14 protein-coding genes are annotated in these 17830 nt (G+C 63.7%); 9 read left to right on the top strand and 5 right to left on the bottom strand.

Going from position 1 to position 17830, the window contains the following annotated elements; all coding sequences use genetic code 11:
* The 5 genes from MJ606_RS11715 (at nt 1) to rapA (ending at nt 8636) form a co-directional block, all read left to right on the top strand.
* Nucleotides 1-762: a PilW family protein gene (locus tag MJ606_RS11715; RefSeq protein ID WP_243049697.1), complete on the top strand. Its 762-nt coding sequence runs from the start codon at nt 1-3 to the stop codon at nt 760-762.
* Between the two features lie 41 nt (nt 763-803).
* The gene (locus MJ606_RS11710) at nt 804-1376 is read left to right on the top strand and encodes a PilX N-terminal domain-containing pilus assembly protein (RefSeq protein WP_243049696.1); all 573 of its coding nucleotides are present in this window, start codon (nt 804-806) and stop codon (nt 1374-1376) included.
* Nucleotides 1376-5086, top strand: coding sequence for a PilC/PilY family type IV pilus protein (locus tag MJ606_RS11705; protein WP_243049695.1), 3711 nt, complete (start codon nt 1376-1378; stop codon nt 5084-5086). Before MJ606_RS11710 ends, MJ606_RS11705 begins: the two co-directional genes overlap by 1 nt.
* A gap of 77 nt (nt 5087-5163) precedes the next feature.
* Nucleotides 5164-5652 (top strand): type IV pilin protein, encoded by a 489-nt coding sequence (locus tag MJ606_RS18320; protein ID WP_279236811.1) that lies wholly within the window; start codon nt 5164-5166, stop codon nt 5650-5652.
* A 143-nt stretch (nt 5653-5795) separates the two neighbouring features.
* The gene (rapA, locus tag MJ606_RS11690; protein WP_243049694.1) at nt 5796-8636 is read left to right on the top strand and encodes an RNA polymerase-associated protein RapA; all 2841 of its coding nucleotides are present in this window, start codon (nt 5796-5798) and stop codon (nt 8634-8636) included.
* A gap of 122 nt (nt 8637-8758) precedes the next feature.
* On the opposite strand, the gene MJ606_RS11685 is transcribed toward rapA, so the two are convergent.
* Nucleotides 8759-10141, bottom strand: coding sequence for an amino acid permease (locus MJ606_RS11685; protein ID WP_243049693.1), 1383 nt, complete (start codon nt 10139-10141; stop codon nt 8759-8761).
* A 30-nt stretch (nt 10142-10171) separates the two neighbouring features.
* Nucleotides 10172-10822: a rhomboid family intramembrane serine protease gene (locus tag MJ606_RS11680; RefSeq protein WP_243049692.1), complete on the bottom strand. Its 651-nt coding sequence runs from the start codon at nt 10820-10822 to the stop codon at nt 10172-10174.
* Nucleotides 10823-11063: 241 nt separating this feature from the next.
* On the opposite strand from MJ606_RS11680, the gene MJ606_RS11675 reads away from it, so the two are divergent.
* Together MJ606_RS11675 and MJ606_RS11670 are read left to right on the top strand one after the other, a co-directional pair.
* Nucleotides 11064-12710, top strand: a complete 1647-nt coding sequence (locus MJ606_RS11675) for a M28 family metallopeptidase (RefSeq protein ID WP_243049691.1) — start codon at nt 11064-11066, stop codon at nt 12708-12710.
* 39 nt (nt 12711-12749) lie between these two features.
* A complete protein-coding gene (locus MJ606_RS11670; RefSeq protein ID WP_243049690.1) occupies nt 12750-13391 on the top strand; it encodes an oxidoreductase in 642 nt (213 codons plus the stop codon).
* 66 nt (nt 13392-13457) lie between these two features.
* Here MJ606_RS11670 and MJ606_RS11665 read toward each other — a convergent pair whose 3' ends face one another.
* The 3 genes from MJ606_RS11665 to MJ606_RS11655 all read right to left on the bottom strand — a co-directional run bounded on the left by MJ606_RS11665 (nt 13458) and on the right by MJ606_RS11655 (nt 16693).
* On the bottom strand, nt 13458-14180 hold the full coding sequence (locus MJ606_RS11665) for a C40 family peptidase (protein ID WP_243049689.1): 723 nt from the start codon (nt 14178-14180) through the stop codon (nt 13458-13460).
* A gap of 220 nt (nt 14181-14400) precedes the next feature.
* Complete coding sequence (locus MJ606_RS11660; RefSeq protein ID WP_243049688.1) at nt 14401-15141, bottom strand: YggS family pyridoxal phosphate-dependent enzyme; 741 nt, start codon at nt 15139-15141, stop codon at nt 14401-14403.
* A 127-nt stretch (nt 15142-15268) separates the two neighbouring features.
* The gene (locus tag MJ606_RS11655) at nt 15269-16693 is read right to left on the bottom strand and encodes a M20 family metallopeptidase (protein ID WP_243049687.1); all 1425 of its coding nucleotides are present in this window, start codon (nt 16691-16693) and stop codon (nt 15269-15271) included.
* A gap of 220 nt (nt 16694-16913) precedes the next feature.
* Here MJ606_RS11655 and MJ606_RS11650 point away from each other — a divergent pair, with 220 nt between their 5' ends.
* Nucleotides 16914-17243, top strand: coding sequence for a helix-hairpin-helix domain-containing protein (locus MJ606_RS11650; RefSeq protein WP_243049686.1), 330 nt, complete (start codon nt 16914-16916; stop codon nt 17241-17243).
* A gap of 106 nt (nt 17244-17349) precedes the next feature.
* The gene (locus MJ606_RS11645; protein ID WP_243049685.1) at nt 17350-17829 is read left to right on the top strand and encodes an SET domain-containing protein; all 480 of its coding nucleotides are present in this window, start codon (nt 17350-17352) and stop codon (nt 17827-17829) included.
* The last annotated feature ends 1 nt before the right edge of the window (nt 17830 follow it).

The following is a 17830-nucleotide window of genomic DNA, read 5'->3' as shown; positions in this document are numbered from 1 at the left end:
ATGCGAACCCATACCCATCATCAACGCGGTGTAGGCCTGATCACTTTGCTGGTCGCACTGACGATCGGCTTGTTCCTTCTCGCTGGCCTGTTTCAAATCTGGTTGCAGACGCGCCAAACGTTCGGGGCACAGGGCCAGCTGGCGAAACTGCAAGACGACGAGCGCATGGTGCTGACTACCATGGCCAACACCATCCAGACCGGCGGCTATTACCCTGTCTACCTGAACTACTCGGCCACGCCACCCGCAACGCCCTATACGTCATCCTCGTTTACCAACACCGGTGTTTTTGCCGCTGCATCCGGGCAGTTCCTTTACGGAACACACTCCACCACGCCGCCGGGTGACACCCTGTACGTGCGATTCATTGCCGACAGCACTAGTACAAACAGCAACAACACCACCCTCGACTGCCAGGGACAAACCGAAACCACGGGCACGATCGTTACCAACATCTATCAGGTCAGAAGTGGTCAGCTGCAGTGCTCCACCGATAACGGAACGACCTGGCAACCGATTATCGGTGACGGTATCTACAACATGGAAATCGTCTATTGCGTGGACACGCTCGGCGATCAGACCCAAATGGAGTACCTCACCGCCGACAACATGACCACCAGCGACTGGACCAAGGTGGTATCGGTCAACGTCCAGCTCACCTTCAACAACCCGCTGTACGGACAACCGGGACAGCAGGCCCAGCTCAATCCACAGCTACTGCCCATCAACCGCATCGTCGCTATCAACCAGACACAGCAATAAGCCTCGCCACCCACAACATGACGAAGCCAGCGAGCCCTCCCATGAATTCCATTCAATGCCCCCCTCATTCTCAGCAGCGCGGCTATGTGTTGATCGCCAGTCTCGTGATGTTGCTGGTGCTAACCTTTCTGGCCGTCAGCATGTACCACAGCTTCAACGCGCAGGAGAACATGGCGGCGAACAGCAAGGAGAAATCGCGCGCATTCCAGATCGCGCAGAGCACGCTTCAATACGGTGAATACCTGCTCGCCGGAAACGCCTCATTCGTGCAGGGCAATAGCTGTGCTACGACGACCCCGCTAACGACGCCGACGATTTGCACCAACGCAGTGAACATCTTGCCTGCGACGGCCAGCACGCCGATGACGCTATCCAACGGACTGCCGTACACAACCATGTCGCCCGCGCTCACCATCAGCACCAGCGGAGGCGCGCCCAATACGTACTACGCGTACCCGCAGCTCTACATTCAATTCCTCGGTGTTGCGCCGGATGCAACGGGCCAGCTTTATCAGATCACAGCGCTGGCCTACGGTGGCAATCAGAATGCCGTGGCCGTGGTGCAAAGCACGTTTGAGACATCCACCGGCGTCCATAACCTAGGGGGGCTGTGATGAAGCTCAGGTATTCCACTTCGAACCGGTTTGTACTGCTGCTTGGCGCGGTCATTACCATCGCCGCATCGGGGATATCTCCCGCATTAGCGCAGACGTCGACATCGGGCAACGTCATCCAGGATAGCTTCACTGGTGGACAGGCTCAGCTGCCTTGGCAGCCATTGGGTAATGCGTGCCTGACAGCAGGCAGCAGTTCCAGCAGCGGCGTTGGGCAGATCCCAGCCTGTACGACCATCACTGACAACGCTGGCTACGGCGCGCTGCGCCTCACCGACGCCGCCAACAATGAAGCCGGTGCGGTCATCGACACCACCGCCTACCAGCCCAGCCAGGGCCTGGAGGTCACGTTCACTACGTACACCTACGGCGGCAATTCAGGCGGCAACAACGCTGACGGCGCGGATGGCATCGGCTTCTACCTGATCGATGCCACCAAGAGTCAGCCATCGTCCACATGGCATGTGGGCGCGTTCGGCGGAAGCCTTGGCTACAGTTGCTCCAACGTCAACAACAACACTGCCACCGGTACCGGCTACGATGGCCTCGCCAACGCCTATCTTGGCCTTGGTATGGATGAATTTGGCAACTTCCTGAATGCAGGCGACAACACCGGCACCGGTGACCAGGGTAACGGCACCAACGGTAACAGCACCACGGGCAGCATTGCCTCCGGCTCTGGTCCTGAGTATCAGCCCGGCCGCATCGGCCTGCGTGGCTACGGCAATATAACCAAGGCGGCGTTAACCGCAATCAATGCATCAGCCACGGATAACGATGTGAAGGCCACCTGCGCCAATGGTGGCACGTATTATTACAACCCCTACACTTACTACACAGTGTCCAGCACCGGCGCCAGCTACACGGGCACGCTCTATACCAAAAGCGGTTATTACTACAATTACTCGTACACTCAATACAACGGCAACTCGGCCAACTGCGACGGAACCTGCTATGGCAAATCTGGCAATAACTACGTTCAGCTGACGAGCAACACGGGCTATAGGAACAGCTCCACCCTTGCGGATTACGCGGCTATTCCTGGCGCTTTCGCCATTCTTCCCAACAACAAGCCTATCGCCTCGGAAACCGCCTCAACACGATCACAGGCAGTACCCATCACGTACCAGCTAAAGATCACGTCCGATGGCAACCTGAGCCTGAAATACAGCTACAACGGTGGCAACTACACCACAGTACTTCAGCCGACACCTATCACTAATTCGAACGCGAGCGTACCGACGAGCCTGTATTTCGGCTTTGGCGGATCCACCGGCGGCAGCAACAACGTGCATGAGATCACTTGCTTCGAAGTGACACCGGCCGACCAGTCGGCCAGTTCAGCCGGCCTCAATGTGCAACAGGCAGGCGAGTGGAAAACCACCACTCAAGTTTACTTGGCTTCCTACCACACCAATGGCTGGTGGGGCGAACTCACGTCGCAGAACCTAGTTGTCAACGGCAACACGCTTTCGATCAGCCCAAACATCAACTGGGATGCATCATGCGTGCTCACCGGAGGCGCGTGCAGCGCGACCAACGGCACGAACACGGCCCAGGCCACACGCAACTTGCTCACCTGGAACGATGCCACCGGCGCCGCCGTACAGATGGCCTGGGACAATCTCAGCTCCACTGAAAAGAGTGCTCTCAACGCCGGTGATAGCCAGGGTCAGAACCGCCTCGCCTACTTGATGGGCGATCGCAGCAACGAGATTCCCGTTGCCACCGGCCAGGCCACCGGCACCCAGATCTTCCGCGATCGCACCAGCGTGCTAGGCGACATCATCGACTCCAGTCCGACCTGGGTTGGCCCCCCAAGCGCGCCTTATCCGGCAGTATGGAAGGACCTGTTGTACCCGACTGCATCAATGAGCGAAAACGCCACGAACGCCGTCACCTATCCGACTTTCGCCAGCAACAATGCCACACGCCTCAACGTGGTCTATGACGGATCGAACGATGGCTTCATGCATGGCTTTGAGGCTGGCTCGTATGATGACAACGGCAACTACGTCAATACGTACAATGACGGTGCCGAAGTCATCGCTTATATGCCGGCCACGGTGATGGAGAGCATGCACAACGCCGCCAATGCCAGCACAAACACCGATTTCAGCTATTACAGCTACGCGCACAACTACTTTACGGATGCCACGCCCGGCACCGGCGACCTTTTCTACAACAATAGCTGGCACACCTGGCTGGTCAGCGGACTTGGGGCCGGTGGTAGCGCGATCTTCGCGATGGATATCACCGATCCGACCCAGTTCAGCAGCACCAATACCAGCGTGATCCTCGGCGAGTGGAACAGCACCACGCTGACCTGTGCCAATGTCACCAATTGTGGCAATAACCTTGGACAGACCTGGGGTACGCCGCAGATCCGTCGACTGCACAATGGCGAATGGGGCATCATCTTCGGCAATGGCCTCAGCAGCAGCACGGGCCACGCTGGCATCTACATCATGACCATCAGCGGCACTGGCACGCTGGATAAGGTCTACTTCCTCGATACCGGTGTGAGCGGCACGGCATCCAACCCCGACGGCATTGCTTACGTGACACCGGTGGACCTTGATGGCGACCACATCACCGACTACGTCTATGCGGGTGACGCCTACGGCAATGTTTGGCGCTTCGAACTGACCGACTCCAACCCCTCGAACTGGATTGTCTCCACTTATGGACAGACGGCGCCTACGCCGCTGTTCACGACACCAACCACCAAAACAGTGACTACGACGCCAAGCTCCGGTTCGCCGACCAGCACAGTGACCAGCGCTCCGGTGACGGTTGCCAGCCAGCCCACTACGCCTGATGGCTCGACGACCAGTGGCAACAAGACGACGACGGTTACCAACCAGCCAATCACCACGCAGCTGACGGTGCTGGCCGTGTCTCCCACCTCGACCGGTCAGCCCCGAATCATGATCGAGTTCGGTACGGGATCCACGGTGCCACAGTCATCCTCCGCAGCGGTCCAGTATGCCCCCGGACAGCAGGCCCTTTATGGCATATGGGACTGGTACATGGGACAAACGGGCAAGGTAAACGCACAGTTCGGCGGCTTAATCGGATCCACTGGCGCCCCCACCTCGCAGATCACGCTGTCCCAACTGCAGCAGCAGACGGTGACTGGCACGTATAGCGCTGCCCAGTCCGGTATCGGCCAGGGTGCGCGCACGGTCAGCAACAATGCCGTCTGCTTTGTTGGCATGACCTGCGCGACGACCAGCTCCAATGGCACCACCACGACGGCGGCCGGCACGATGCTTGGGTGGTACCTGAACCTTCCAGGCTTCAATGGCGTGTCCGGCGTGGGCGGCGCCAACCAGACAGAGCAGGTCATCTATAGTCCGCTCGAGACGGATGGCGCCTTCATTGTGAATACCGTCGTGCCTTCCAACAGCTCACCACTGACGTGCACCAGCACCAGCGCACAGGGCTGGACAATGGCACTGAATCCCGCCACTGGCGGCGCCTTCCTCACTTCCTTCTTTGCCGACAGCGCGGGTAGCTTCGTCAACGTGAATGGCCAGCCAGTCAGCGGCGTGGCACTCAATGGCACGGGTTCGCCTTCCGTGGTGACCTACAACAACCAGTACTACCTGGTGAGCCAGACGGTGAACGGTGCTGGCGTAGTCAACGAGATCCATCCGCCCGGCACGCTCTATACCAAACGCCTTACCTGGCTCCAGATCCACTAATGAATAGGCCAGCAACCATGTCGACCTGTCATACGCCCCAGTCTGGGACTGCGGCTCTCCAAGTGGCAAAAGGCGCGTTGCGTCTACGCCAATCGCCCTCCGGCAAACGACGCCTGTTCAGCGGCAAACCCGGCGGCTTCACGCTGATCGAAGCACTGATCGTGGTGGCCATCATGGCCATCCTCGCGGCCATTGCCTTGCCGACCTATCAGTCATACGTTCGGCGATCGCGACGCACTGCCGCCAAGACCACATTGCTCGATGTGGCACGGCGCGAGGAAGCGTACTACTCCACCAACAACAGCTACACGACGCTGGACAAATTGGGCTATTCCGGCCTGGTCGGCGGCTCGATTCCGGCACCGAGTAGCAACCAGGACTACTACAACGTCACCATCACGCTGCCCGACCCCAACTCACAGGTGACCGGCGCGAATGCGAGTTTTCTGGTGACCGCCACGCCCCAGGCGCTGGGTGGCCAAAATCAGGATACATGTGGCACCTACACCCTCACCGACCTGGGCATCCAGGGCAACACGGGTAATACGGATACCAATTGCTGGTGATGTATCCATGAAGCTGCAGTGGTCACGCAGCGCACTTCGACACGTGGGCTCCCCGGCGGCGAGGAGCCCATTTTCGTTAAGGCATGGTCAATGCCGGCCACACAGCGGATAATCGCGCTCTCTGTACCCAGCTGTAGCCCCTCATGTTCGTACCCGGTCAACGATGGATCTCCACCGCCGAGCCTGAGCTCGGCCTCGGCACTGTGCTGCGCGTCGAAGGACGGGGGGTGCAGGTGCTGTTTGCCAAGGCGGGGGTATTGCGGCCCTACGCCATCGACTCGGCGCCGCTGGTGCGCGCAGAGTTCCGGCCGGGCCAGCGCGTGGCTGGCAAGGGCATCGCCTTCTTGGTCGAGCGCGTGGAGGTTCGCGAGGAGCTGCTGGTTTACCGTGGCGAGGGCCGCGAGCTGGAGGAAGGCCAGCTCGATGACGAGCAAAGCGTCAGCCAGGCCGATGACCGCCTGATCGGCGGCCGTACCGACCCCGTCGCGCACTTCGAGCTGCGCCTGGAAGGCCTCAAGCGCCGCGCCGATGCGCGCCGCTCGCCTGCCTGGGGCCTGGGTGCCGCGCGCATTGGCCTGGTGCCGCACCAGCTGCGCGTGGCCGGCATTGCTTCCGCACGCCGGCCGCCCCGCGTGCTGCTGGCCGATGAAGTGGGCCTGGGCAAGACCATCGAGGCAGGCATGATCATTGCCCGCCAGCTGGCCACCGGCCGCGCCGGCCGCGTGCTGGTGCTATTGCCGGACACCCTGGTCTACCAGTGGTTCGTGGAGCTGCTGCGCCGCTTCAACCTCAGCTTTGCCATCTACGACGAAGAACGCTGCGAAGCGCTGGAGCAATCCGGCGACGGCAGCAATCCGTTCGAGGATGAGCAACTGGTCATCGCCGACTTCGGTTTTCTCGAGCAATCGCCCAAGCGCGCCCAGCAGTTGCTGGAAGCCTCGTGGGACTTGCTGGTGGTGGACGAAGCCCATCACCTGGCCTGGAGCCCCGAGGCCGCCAGCCCGCGCTACACGCTGGTGGAACAGCTCGCCGCCGCCACGCCAGGCGTGATCCTGCTCACGGCCACGCCCGAGCAACTGGGCCGCAGCGGCCACTTCGCGCGCCTGCGCCTGCTCGATCCGCAGCGTTATCACGATTTGGACGTCTATCTGTCCGAATCCGACACGTTCCAGAACCTGTCGAAGATCGCTGATCGCCTGCTCGCCGGCGAACCGCTCGACGACGTCCAGCGCAATACCTTGCGCGACGCGTTCGCCGGTGATGAAGCCCTGCAGGCCCCGCTGGCCGACACCACCAAGCCGGAGCATGCGCGCGACATCCTCGCCGCGCTGATCGACCGTCACGGCACCGGCCGCGCCATGTTCCGCAATCGCCGCGCCAGCATAGGCGGGTTTCCCAAGCGCCTGCCGGTGTGGCACCTGCTCGACGCCGATACGCTCAGTGACGCCGGGCGCCAGAGCCTGCTGGCCGAGTTCCATGCGGACATCCAGCAGCCGTCGCCGGCCATGGAGATCGACTACAGCGCCGACCGGCGCATCGACGCGCTGGTCAGCCTGCTCGAAGCCCATCCGCAGGACAAGTTCCTGTTGATCTGCCGCAGCCAGGCCAAGGTGCTGGCGTTGGAAGAGGCCCTGCGCACGAAGAGTGGCGTCGGCATCGCGCGCTTCCACGAAGGCCTAGGCATCGTGCAGCGCGACCGCAACGCGGCCTACTTCGCGCAGCCCGATGGCGCGCGCCTGCTGCTGTGCTCGGAGATCGGCTCGGAAGGCCGCAACTTCCAGTTCGCCCATCGCCTGGTGCTGTGGGACCTGCCGCTCGATCCGGACCTGCTGGAACAGCGCATCGGTCGCCTGGACCGCATCGGCCAGAAGCACGACATCAGCATCCATATCCTCGCTGTTGCCGACAGCGCGCAGCACATGCTGGCCCGCTGGTACGACGAGGGCGTGGACGCATTCCGCTCCAGCCCTGCCGATGGCCGCGAACTGCTGCGCCGCTTCGGCGATTCGATCGCGCGGCTGGCCGACCAGCACGCGCGCGGCGACGACAACCGCGACCAGGAACTGGACGTGCTGCTGGCCGAAACGCGCGCCGGCCACGAGGAAATGGCCGCGCTCATCCGCGATGGCCGCGATCACCTGCTGGAACTCGCCGCCAGCCGCGACCTGCATGCGGACGAATTGCAGCAGGCCTTCACCCGCGAAGAACATGACCCGGGCCGCGACGCCTTCATCCAGGGCCTGCTGGAGCGCTTCGGCATCCATGCCGAGGAACTGGGTGGCCAGGTGCTGCTGCTCGACCCGCAGTATCTGTCCACCGACGCCCTGCCCGGCTTCACCGAAGGTCCGCAGGCCGTCACCTTTGCCCGCGAGGTGGCGCTGGCCCGCGAAGAGCTGCCGCTGCTGCGGCTGGATCATCCGATCGTGCTGGGCGCGCTCGACCTCGCGCTCACCAGCGAGCAGGGCAATGCCGCCTTCCTGGTCGATGACGTCCTGCCGCCGCGCAGCGCGCTGCTGCAGGCGGTGTTCGTGCTCGAATGCGTAGCCGACCGCAAGCTCGATGCGGAGCGCTTCCTGCCGATGCAACCGATCGTCGTCACCATCGATACCCGGCTCACCGAACGTCCCGACTTCCGTCCCAGCGATATCGCCCTGCGCAAGGCGGCGGACCGCAGCATCGAAGTGCCGCGCTACCGCAAGTTCCTCAACAAGCTGGTGCCGCCGATGCTGGAGAAGGCCGAGTCGCTGGCCAGCGAACGCGCGCAGGCGAGCATCGACGGGGCGCTGGCGCAGGCGACGGAGACACTGGATGCGGAACTGTCGCGCCTGCTGGCCTTGCGCGCGGTGAATCCGGCCATCAGCGAAACCGAAATCGGCGCCGTTGCCGATGAACGCACGGCGTTGCTCAAGGCATTGCCGGCATCGCGCCTGCGCCTGGATGCGGTGCGCTTCGTGGTCAGCGCGGATTTCCTGGCGCTGCGCTGATTCTGCCAGCCATGGGTAGGAACGCACTCTGTGCGCAACCAGCAACTTTTGCGACTCTATCAAGACGCAAGGCGAGCGGGGTCGCGCACAGGGTGCGCTCCTACAGGGAGATTGCCTCGCACTCAGGCGGCGGCCGGTAACGCATCCTGCATCACGATGCGCTGGCGCACACCAAACACCTTGTAGGTCACGCTCAGCAGTGCAATCCACGCCGCGCCCACGTAAAGCGCCACGCGCGTATCCGGGCTCACCCCCAGCATCACCACCACGAAGCCCAGGAAAGCCAGGCACAGCACGCCGGTGAACGGCCAGCAGCGCAGCCGGAACGCCGCCGGGGCCTCGCCTCGCTGGCGCAGCTGCCGGCGGAAGCTGTAGTGCGCCAGCAGCACCATGGACCAGGTCCATACGGTGTTGAACGACAGGATGGACATCATGATGCCGAACACCTTGGCCGGCAGCAGGTAGTTCAGCAGTACCGCCAGCAGCAGCACCATCAGCGTGATCAGGATCGCGCGCATCGGCACGCCATGCGTGTTCACCTTCGCCAGCACCGCCGGCGCCTGCCCCTTGCTGGCCAGGCTATATAACATGCGGCTGCCACTGAAGGTGGTGCTGTTGAAACCGGACAACGCCGCCGTGATCACCACGAAATTGATCAGCCCCGCCGCCTGCGGAATACCCAGCTTGGCGAACGTGGTCACGAACGGACTGCCGTGCTCGCCCAGGCCGGTCCAGGGATAGATCGCCATGATCACGAACAGCGCGCCCACGTAGAAGATCAGGATGCGCCACAGCACCGAATTCACCGCCCGCGGAATGGTGCGCTCGGGCTGCTCCGCCTCGCCCGCGGCGATACCCACGGTTTCCACGCCGCCGAACGAAAACACCACCACCGGCAGCGCCAGCACCATGCCGGTGAGCCCATGCGGGAACCAGCCGCCGTGCGACCACAGGTTGGACAGGCCGGTCGGCTGGCCGCCATTGCCCCAGCCCAGGAAGATGATGCACAGGCCGCCGGCGATCATCGCCAGCACCGTCAGCACCTTGATCAGGGTGAACCAGAATTCCATCTCGCCGTAGATCTTCACGGTGAGCAGGTTCAACCCGCCGATCATCAGCACGCTGCCCAGCACCCATATCCAGCGCGGCCAGTCGGGAAACCACTCGTGCATATAGGCGCCCACGGCGGTGGCTTCGGCCATGCCCACGCCGACCATCAGCAGCCAATAGTTCCAGCCGGTGACGAAACCGGCGAACGGTCCCAGATAACGCCGCGCATACACGCTGAACGAGCCGGCCACCGGATCGCGCACGGTCATCTCGCCCAGCGCACGCATGATGATGAAGATCATCACGCCGCCAAACAGGTAAGCGAACAGCACCGAAGGCCCTGCCAGCTTGATCGCATCGGCCGAGCCGAGGAACAGGCCCGCGCCAATGGCCATGCCAAGCGCCATGAAAGTGATATGGCGCGGCGTGAGCCGGCGCTGGAGATGCTGCGTCATGGAAACTGCCGAGTGATTGCGAACGTACGCTCAGCGCCAGAGGCGGCGCTGCGGCTTGATGGGCAATTTGCCCCGCCAGTACTGGATAAGGATAAAGCCGCCCAGCATGCCGCCCAGGTGGGCGAAATGCGCAATGCCGGCCTGCGTGCCGGTCACGCCCAGCACCAGCTCGAACAGCGCGTAGAGCGTGACGAACAGCCAGGCCGAGATGGGAATGGGCAGGAAGATCAGCATCATCTTCTCGTGCGGGAACAGCATGCCGAACGCCAGCAGGATGCCGAAGATGGCGCCCGAGGCGCCCAGCGTCGGATAGAACCCGCCGGTAAACCACTTCACCACCACCAGCTGGGCCAGCGCCGCCATCACCAGGCAGACGAAGTAGTACACGGTGAAATTGCGTGGGCCGAACACGCGCTCGATCTGCCCGCCAAACATGAACAAGGCGAGCATGTTGGAGAACAGGTGCAGCGTGCCGCCGTGCATGAAGGCGTAGGTCACCAGCTGCCAGGGGCGAAAGCCCACCGATACCAGGCCTTCGCTGCTTTGGGCGATCTGATCGGGCCCCCACGGCCACAGGGCAAAGTGCATCAGCAGGGTTTCACCCATCACCTGCTGCAACAGGAACACCAGCACGTTGGCGATCAACAGATTGCGGGTGACAGTAGGGAGATCAAACGGCATGTCGGGGCCATTCCATAAGGCAATCCGCCCAAGCGTAGCTGCACCGGCCCGGCGCCGCCATGTTTGCGCCGCCCCCAAGCCGATCCACGCGGACGCCCGGCAGCCCTTGGCGTCGAGGACAAGCTCTGGTCTGCCGGTAATTTCCTGCGGTACGCGACGCCTCGGCAGGCATGCCCTTTCGACGCGTTTGCTGGCAACATCGACAACAATATTCCGTGCTCCATGTCGTTGTGGAAGGGCTATGCGCCAGCTGTGGTCGATCGTCGTGTTGAGCTTCGCGCTCTGCGCTTGCCAGCATCATCAGACCAATACCGGTACCGATAGCAGCGCTGGGGTCGGCGCGCTGCCGGCGTATAACGATTTCTCTCCGGGCATCGTCATCGACGACATGACCCAGCACGTGAAAGCGCTCTCTTCCGATGCCTTGCTTGGCCGCACCACCACCGGCGAAGCCGAACAGCGCACCACCGATTACCTGATCCAGCAATTCACCCGCATGGGGTTGGCACCCGGCAACAACGGCAGCTGGTTGCAGTCCGTGCCCTATGTGGCAGCGACCCTGCAGCATGCCGAGCAGACGCAACTCAGCATCGACGCCAGCGATGGGCGGTCGACACTCGACTTCGGCAAGGACATGGTGGTGGGCACGCTCGACGAGCAGGCACACGCCGCGCTCGCCGCCTCGCCGGTGGTCTTCGTCGGCTATGGCATCGATGCGCCGGGCGAGCAGTGGAACGACTACACCGGTACCGACCTGAAGGGCAAGACGGTGATCGTGCTGGTCAACGATCCCGGCTGGGCGAACCAGGACCCGAAGCTGTTCAAGGGGCGCGAATATACCTATTTCGGCCGCTGGACCTACAAGTTCGAGGAGGCGGCGCGCCAGGGCGCCACCGCCGCCTTCATCGTGCACGATACGGATGCCGCCGGTTATCCATGGAGCGTGGTGCAACGCAGCTGGAGCACCGCCCGCCTGGATCTTCCCAAGGGCGAGGAAGGCACGCCGCGGTTGGCCGTGGCCGGGTGGCTCACCACCGACGCCGCGCGCCAACTGTTCGCCCGCGCGGGCGCTGATTTCGATACGCTGAAACGGCAAGCCGCGCAGCGTGGCTTCACCGCCGTGCCGCTGCAGGCGACGTTGAGCGTCACCATCGACAGCACGATCAGCCACGGCGAATCCCACAACGTGGTCGCACGTCTCAACGGCACCACGCATGCCGACCAGGCCATCGTCTATTCGGCGCACTGGGACCACGTCGCCGGCGCCAGCGATGCGCGACAAGGCACTGTCGACAACGCGACCGGCGTGGCCGGCTTGCTGGAGATCGCCGAAGCCTTCGCGCATCGCGCTCCCAAGCCACATCGATCGCTGCTGTTCATCGCCACTACGCTGGACGAATCCGGACTGCTCGGCTCGCGCTACTACGTGGCGCATCCGGTGGTGCCGCTGTCCCACACCGTGGCCGACATCAACCTGGACATGCTGCCGGTGGATGGCCCGGCCAGTGCCCTGTCGGTCATCGGCTTCGGGCAATCGCAACTGGACGACTACCTCGCCGCGGCGGCCCGTGCGCAGCGCCGCGACGTGCTGCCCGATCTTCAGCCGGAGCAAGGCTTCTTCTTCCGCTCGGACCAGTTGAGCTTCGCCCGCGCCGGCGTGCCGGTGCTGTATGCGCGCTCCGCCGCCACCCGACCGGATGCAGCACCCACCGGCGGCGATCTGCCGCCGAAGGACGACCGCTTCGATCCGCGCTGGAATCTCAGCGGCGCCGTGGAAGACACCCGCGCGCTGTTCATGGTCGGCAGCCGGTTGTCGATGGAGGAGCACTTCCCGCAATGGAAGCCCGGCAGCGACTACCAGCGCCCGGTAAGCATGCAGGGACTGTAGGCACCACGCGCACCTGCACCACCCGCGTAGAATGATCCCATGAGCGACACGCCACGCCATGTACTGCTCGCGGGTGCCACCGGCCTGACCGGCCAGGAGCTGCTTGCGCTGCTGCTCAACGATGCTGGCGTCGCGCACGTCATCGCGCCCACGCGACACGCACTGCCAGCGCATCCCAAGCTGGAGAATCCGGTGGGCGTGGTCAGCCATCTGGCCTCCCAGCTGCATGGCCCGGTCGAAGCGGTGTTCTGCTGCCTGGGCACCACCATCCGCCAGGCCGGATCACGCGAAGCCTTCCGCATGATCGACTACGACCTGCCACTGTCGCTGGGACGTCACGCGCTTGCGCTGGGCGCCAACCACTATGTGGCGATCAGCGCCCTGGGCGCGGATACATCGTCGCGGGTGTTCTACAACCGCACCAAGGGTGAGCTGGAAGTGGCACTGCAAAAGCAGGGCTGGCCACGCCTGACTATCGTGCGCCCCTCACTGCTGCTTGGTGCCCGTCGTGAGTTTCGACTGGGCGAAGTGCTGGCCGCGCCCCTTTCGCGCGTTCTCCCAGGGCGCTGGCGAGGCATCGAGGCCGCCACGGTGGCGCGCGCCATGTGGCGGCTCGCCTGCACGCCAGGAAGCGGCCTGCGCATCGTCGAATCAGACGAGCTGCGCGAACTCGGCGACTGAGCTTCTTCAGCGCATAAAAAAAGGCCGCCCAATGGGCGGCCTTCGACTGACGAAGCAAGCCGGTGGTCAGCTGCGGGCGAGTCCGCCCGGGCGCTTGGCGCCGGCGAAACGCTGCGCCCAGTACGACTCGTCCAGGCTGTCCACGCGCACCGTCTTGCCGCGCGAGGGCGAATGAATGAACTGGCCGTTGGCGATGTAGATGCCCACGTGCGAGATGCGACCCTGGCCACGACGGCCAGCGGTGCGGAAGAACACCAGGTCGCCCGGCTGCATGTCGCCACGATCGACCTTCAGGCCGGCCAGGAACTGCGAGGCCGAATTGGTCGGCAGCTCCAGGCCCACGGCATGGGCGAACACGTAGCGGACAAAGCCGCTGCAATCGAAACCGGTGGAGGGATCGTGGCCGCCGCGCACATAACGGATATCACGCAGTTGCATGGCCAGGCCGATAAGCGTCTTGCGCAGCGCGGAGGTGTCATTGGCCAGCGCGGTAACCGCGGCCACGCCCGCGTTGGGCATGCCGTCGGCATCGAGATCGTCGTCTTCCGTGCCCCAGCCCGAAGCGGCCGCCTTGGCCGCCGGCGCATTGGCGCCCGGCTGGGTGGGAATCGCGGCCTGTGCCAGCGCGGCAGCCGGTGCGAACACCGCCATCTGCCCCATCAGGCTGGAAGAGACATTCACGGGAGCCGGCACATTGGCGTTGCCGGCGAGGGGTTCAGCGAAGAGCGGAAGGGATACGAGCAGTGCACCAGCAAGCGCAGCAGCAGCAATCAATCGCTTTGTTGGCATCTGGGACAATTCCCTTTGCAGTTCATGGTTTAAGCCGTCGGCGGAGCCGCTGGCCGTGATGGAGACGTGAACTTAGCAAAGGGTTGCGGGTCGTATGTTCGATTGGGGTTAACTGTACCCTGTCGTTTCGAAACTTGGCACGGCCTATGCATTTACATCAACTACATGATTTATAAGAATAAATATACCTAACGTGATTATTTTTTGATCAATTAGTGAACTAATTATTACGTTCGGTACCGTATGTTTCAGGTTTGCCTGAACGACCACCGAAGATCGCCGTACCGATGCGTATCTCCGTCGCACCCTCGGCAATGGCCAGCGGAAAGTCGCCGCTCATGCCCATGGAAAGCCGCGGCAAATCATGGCCTTGGGTGCGAGAAGCGTCCCGCAGCCGGCGCAATTGGCGAAAGCAGGCGCGCACCGCTTCCGGGTCGTCCGATGGCACCGCCAACGTCATCAGGCCGCGCACGCGCAACGTGTCGTAGCCACGCAACGCATCGAGAAAGGCCGGCAGCTGCGCCGGCGGCAGGCCGTGCTTGCTTTCCTCGGGCGAGGTCTTCACCTCGACCAGCACGTCGATGACACGCCCTTCGAGCTGCAGCCGGCGATGCAACGCGTCGGCCAGCTCCAGCCGGTCCAGCGACTGCACTTCGCTGGCAAGGCGTGCGACATCCTTGGCCTTGTTGGTCTGCAGATGCCCGATGACCACCCATTCGATATCGGCGCCAGCCAGCGCCGCCGCCTTGCTGCGGATCTCCTGCACCTTGTTCTCGCCGAAGCGTTTCAAGCCCAGCGCCATCGCCGCGCGTACGACCTCCGGGCCGAAGGTCTTGCTGACCGGCAGGATGGAAACCTCGGCAACATCACGGCCTGCCGCACGGCAGGCGGCATCGACGCGCGCTCGCACGGCAGCCCAGTTGGCCGCGAGGTAGGCGTAGTCGTTGGAATCGCTATGCATGGGCTGCCCCTGCAGTGTCGGGCTGGTGGAAGCGAAAAGCGTCACCCCTCCCCAGCCCTCCCCTGCAAGCAGGGGAGGGCGTAGATGACGGCCCCTCCCCCTGCTCGCAGGGGGAAGTCGGGTGGGGTCAGCCCTTGGCGCCTTGCTGGTAGTGACGCGCCACCACATCGGCCACCACCATCGACACCTTCTTGCCGGTGGGGATATGCAGGAACTCGTTCGGGCCATGCGCATTGGAATGCGGGCCGAGCACGCCGGTGATGAGGAACTGCGCCTTCGGGAATTTCTCGCCCAGCATGCCCATGAACGGGATGCTGCCACCCTCGCCCATGTACGCCGCCGGCGCACCGAAATAGGCCTGCGAAGCGTCGGCCACCGCCTGCTCCAGCCATGGCGACAGCTGCGGCGCATTCCAGCCGCTGCCGTCCTTCTCCAGCTTGAAGCTGACCTTGGCGCCGTACGGCGGGTCCTTTTCCAGCAGCTCCTTGACGAACTGGCCGGCCTTGGCGCCCGACAGCGTCGGCGGCACGCGCAGGCTCAGCTTCACCGCCGTCTTGGGACGCAGCACGTTGCCGGCGCTTTCCAGCGGCGGCAGGCCATCGGCACCGGTCACCGCCAGCTGCGGACGCCAGGTGCGGTTGAGCACCAGCTCGGTGAGGTCCTCGGTGACCGGATGCATGCCTTCCACGAAGGGGAACTTGTCGTATATCGCCGTGCCCAGCACCTCGGCCGACTTGCGGGCCTGCTCGATGCGCTGCGGCGGGATGTCGACGTACAGTTCCTTGGGCTTGATCGTGCCGGTCTGCGGATCTTCCAGGCGGCTCAGCAAGTCGCGCAGGATGCGGAAGCTGGACGGCACCACGCCCGAGGCATCACCCGAGTGCACGCCCTCTTCCAGCACCTGCACGGTCAGCTCGCCGCCGGTCATGCCGCGCAGCGAGGTGGTGAGCCACAACTGGTCGTAGTTGCCGCAGCCCGAATCCAGGCACACCACCAACGAAGGATTGCCGATGCGCTCGGCCAGGTGGTCGACGTAATACGGCAGGTCGTAGCTGCCCGATTCCTCGCAGGCTTCGATCAGCACCACGCAGCGCGCGTGCGGCACGCCCTGCTCGTGCAGCGCCAGCAATGCCGCGAGCGAACCGAAGATGGCGTAGCCATCGTCGGCGCCGCCACGGCCATAGAGCTTGTCGCCCTTCAGCACCGGCGTCCACGGCCCCAGGCCGTCGGCCCAGCCGGTCATCTCCGGCTGCTTGTCCAGGTGGCCATACAGCACGACGGTATCGTCGCCGGTGCCCGGCACCTCGATGTAGATGAGCGGCGTGCGGCCTTCCAGGCGCACCACTTCCAGCGTGGCACCCGGCAGCGCCGGCAGCTTGCTGCGCGCCCAGCTCTCCATCAGTTTCACCGCGGCGTCCATGTAGCCGTGCTCGACCCACTTGGGATCGAACATGGGCGACTTGTTGGGAATGCGGATGTATTCGACCAGCTGCGGCACGATCTCGTCGTCCCAGAGTCCGCTGACGAAACGGTTGAGGCGAGCGGTATCCATGGGGCAACTCCTGCAGCGGGGGAAAGCGGCGATTGTATCAGTGCCGGCGCGAAGCCCGCCGCAGCCCACAGGCCAGCGCATGCACGCGCACAACGCGCTCGCGGCAAACCTCACCCTGATCTGCCCTGCCGGCCGACTGCTACGGCCCGCCTCCCGGGGCAGAGTCGGGGCCGCGGCCCAGCATTGGGGAGGCCGCTTTCACTCAACGGGGAGTACCACCATGCGCAACAAGATCGCTGCCTTGCTCGTCAGTCTGGCCCTGGCCCTGCCGGTCTTCGCCGCTACGCCGGTGAACGTCAACAAGGCCGATGCCGCCACCCTGGCTAAGTCGCTGGACGGTATCGGGCATACCAAGGCCGAAGCCATCGTGGCCTGGCGCGAAGAGCACGGGCCGTTCAAGAGCGTCGACGAGCTGACCCAAGTGAAGGGTATCGGCGCGGCCACACTGGAACGCAACCGTGACGCCATCCTGCTCAGCGACACCGCCGCCGACAGCAAGCCAGCCCCGGCCAAGGCCAAGCCCAAGGCAGCCAAGCCCGCCGGTGAATAATCAAACCCATCAGCTAGTTGCGTTTAGAAACAGGCCGCCGGCCGGCCCTGGCGACGCCGGCCGGTTGAGCCTACACTCGCCCGCCTTGCTATCCGTTCGGGCCGTCATGATCGTTCCGCGTTACCGTATTGCCGCGTCCGGCATCACCGGCGCTGGCCAGGGGCTGTTTCTCGAACAAGACGTCGCTGCCGGGCAGATCGTCACGGCACCGGACGCAATCGAGCGCACGTACCGCTACGACGAGCTGACTGGCTCGCCCGAGCTGGCAGCGCAGCTGTACGCAAGCGCTCGCTGGTTCGAGGACCGCTACACGGTGTCCCCGGATTGGCCGGACGAGTGCTACATCAACCACAGTTTTACGCCCACCGGGTTGTGGCATCTGGGTTTCGTGTTCGCCACACGCGACCTCCCCGCCGGCACCGAGATCACCGTGGATTACCGCCACCTGCTGCCGCCCGGCGAGGAGGAGGCGTTTGTCGACACCGCGACAGGCCAGAAGATCGTCGGCCTGCCCTGGATCGAAAGCCTGACCGCGAGCACCCATGCCCTGGCTGCCTTGCTCGATGGCACCCGACTTGCTTGCTGAT

Origin of the sequence: Dyella sp. RRB7 (assembly GCF_022761115.1) — a bacterium.
Lineage (GTDB): Bacteria > Pseudomonadota > Gammaproteobacteria > Xanthomonadales > Rhodanobacteraceae > Dyella.
This window is presented reverse-complemented; position numbering and strand designations above follow the sequence as displayed.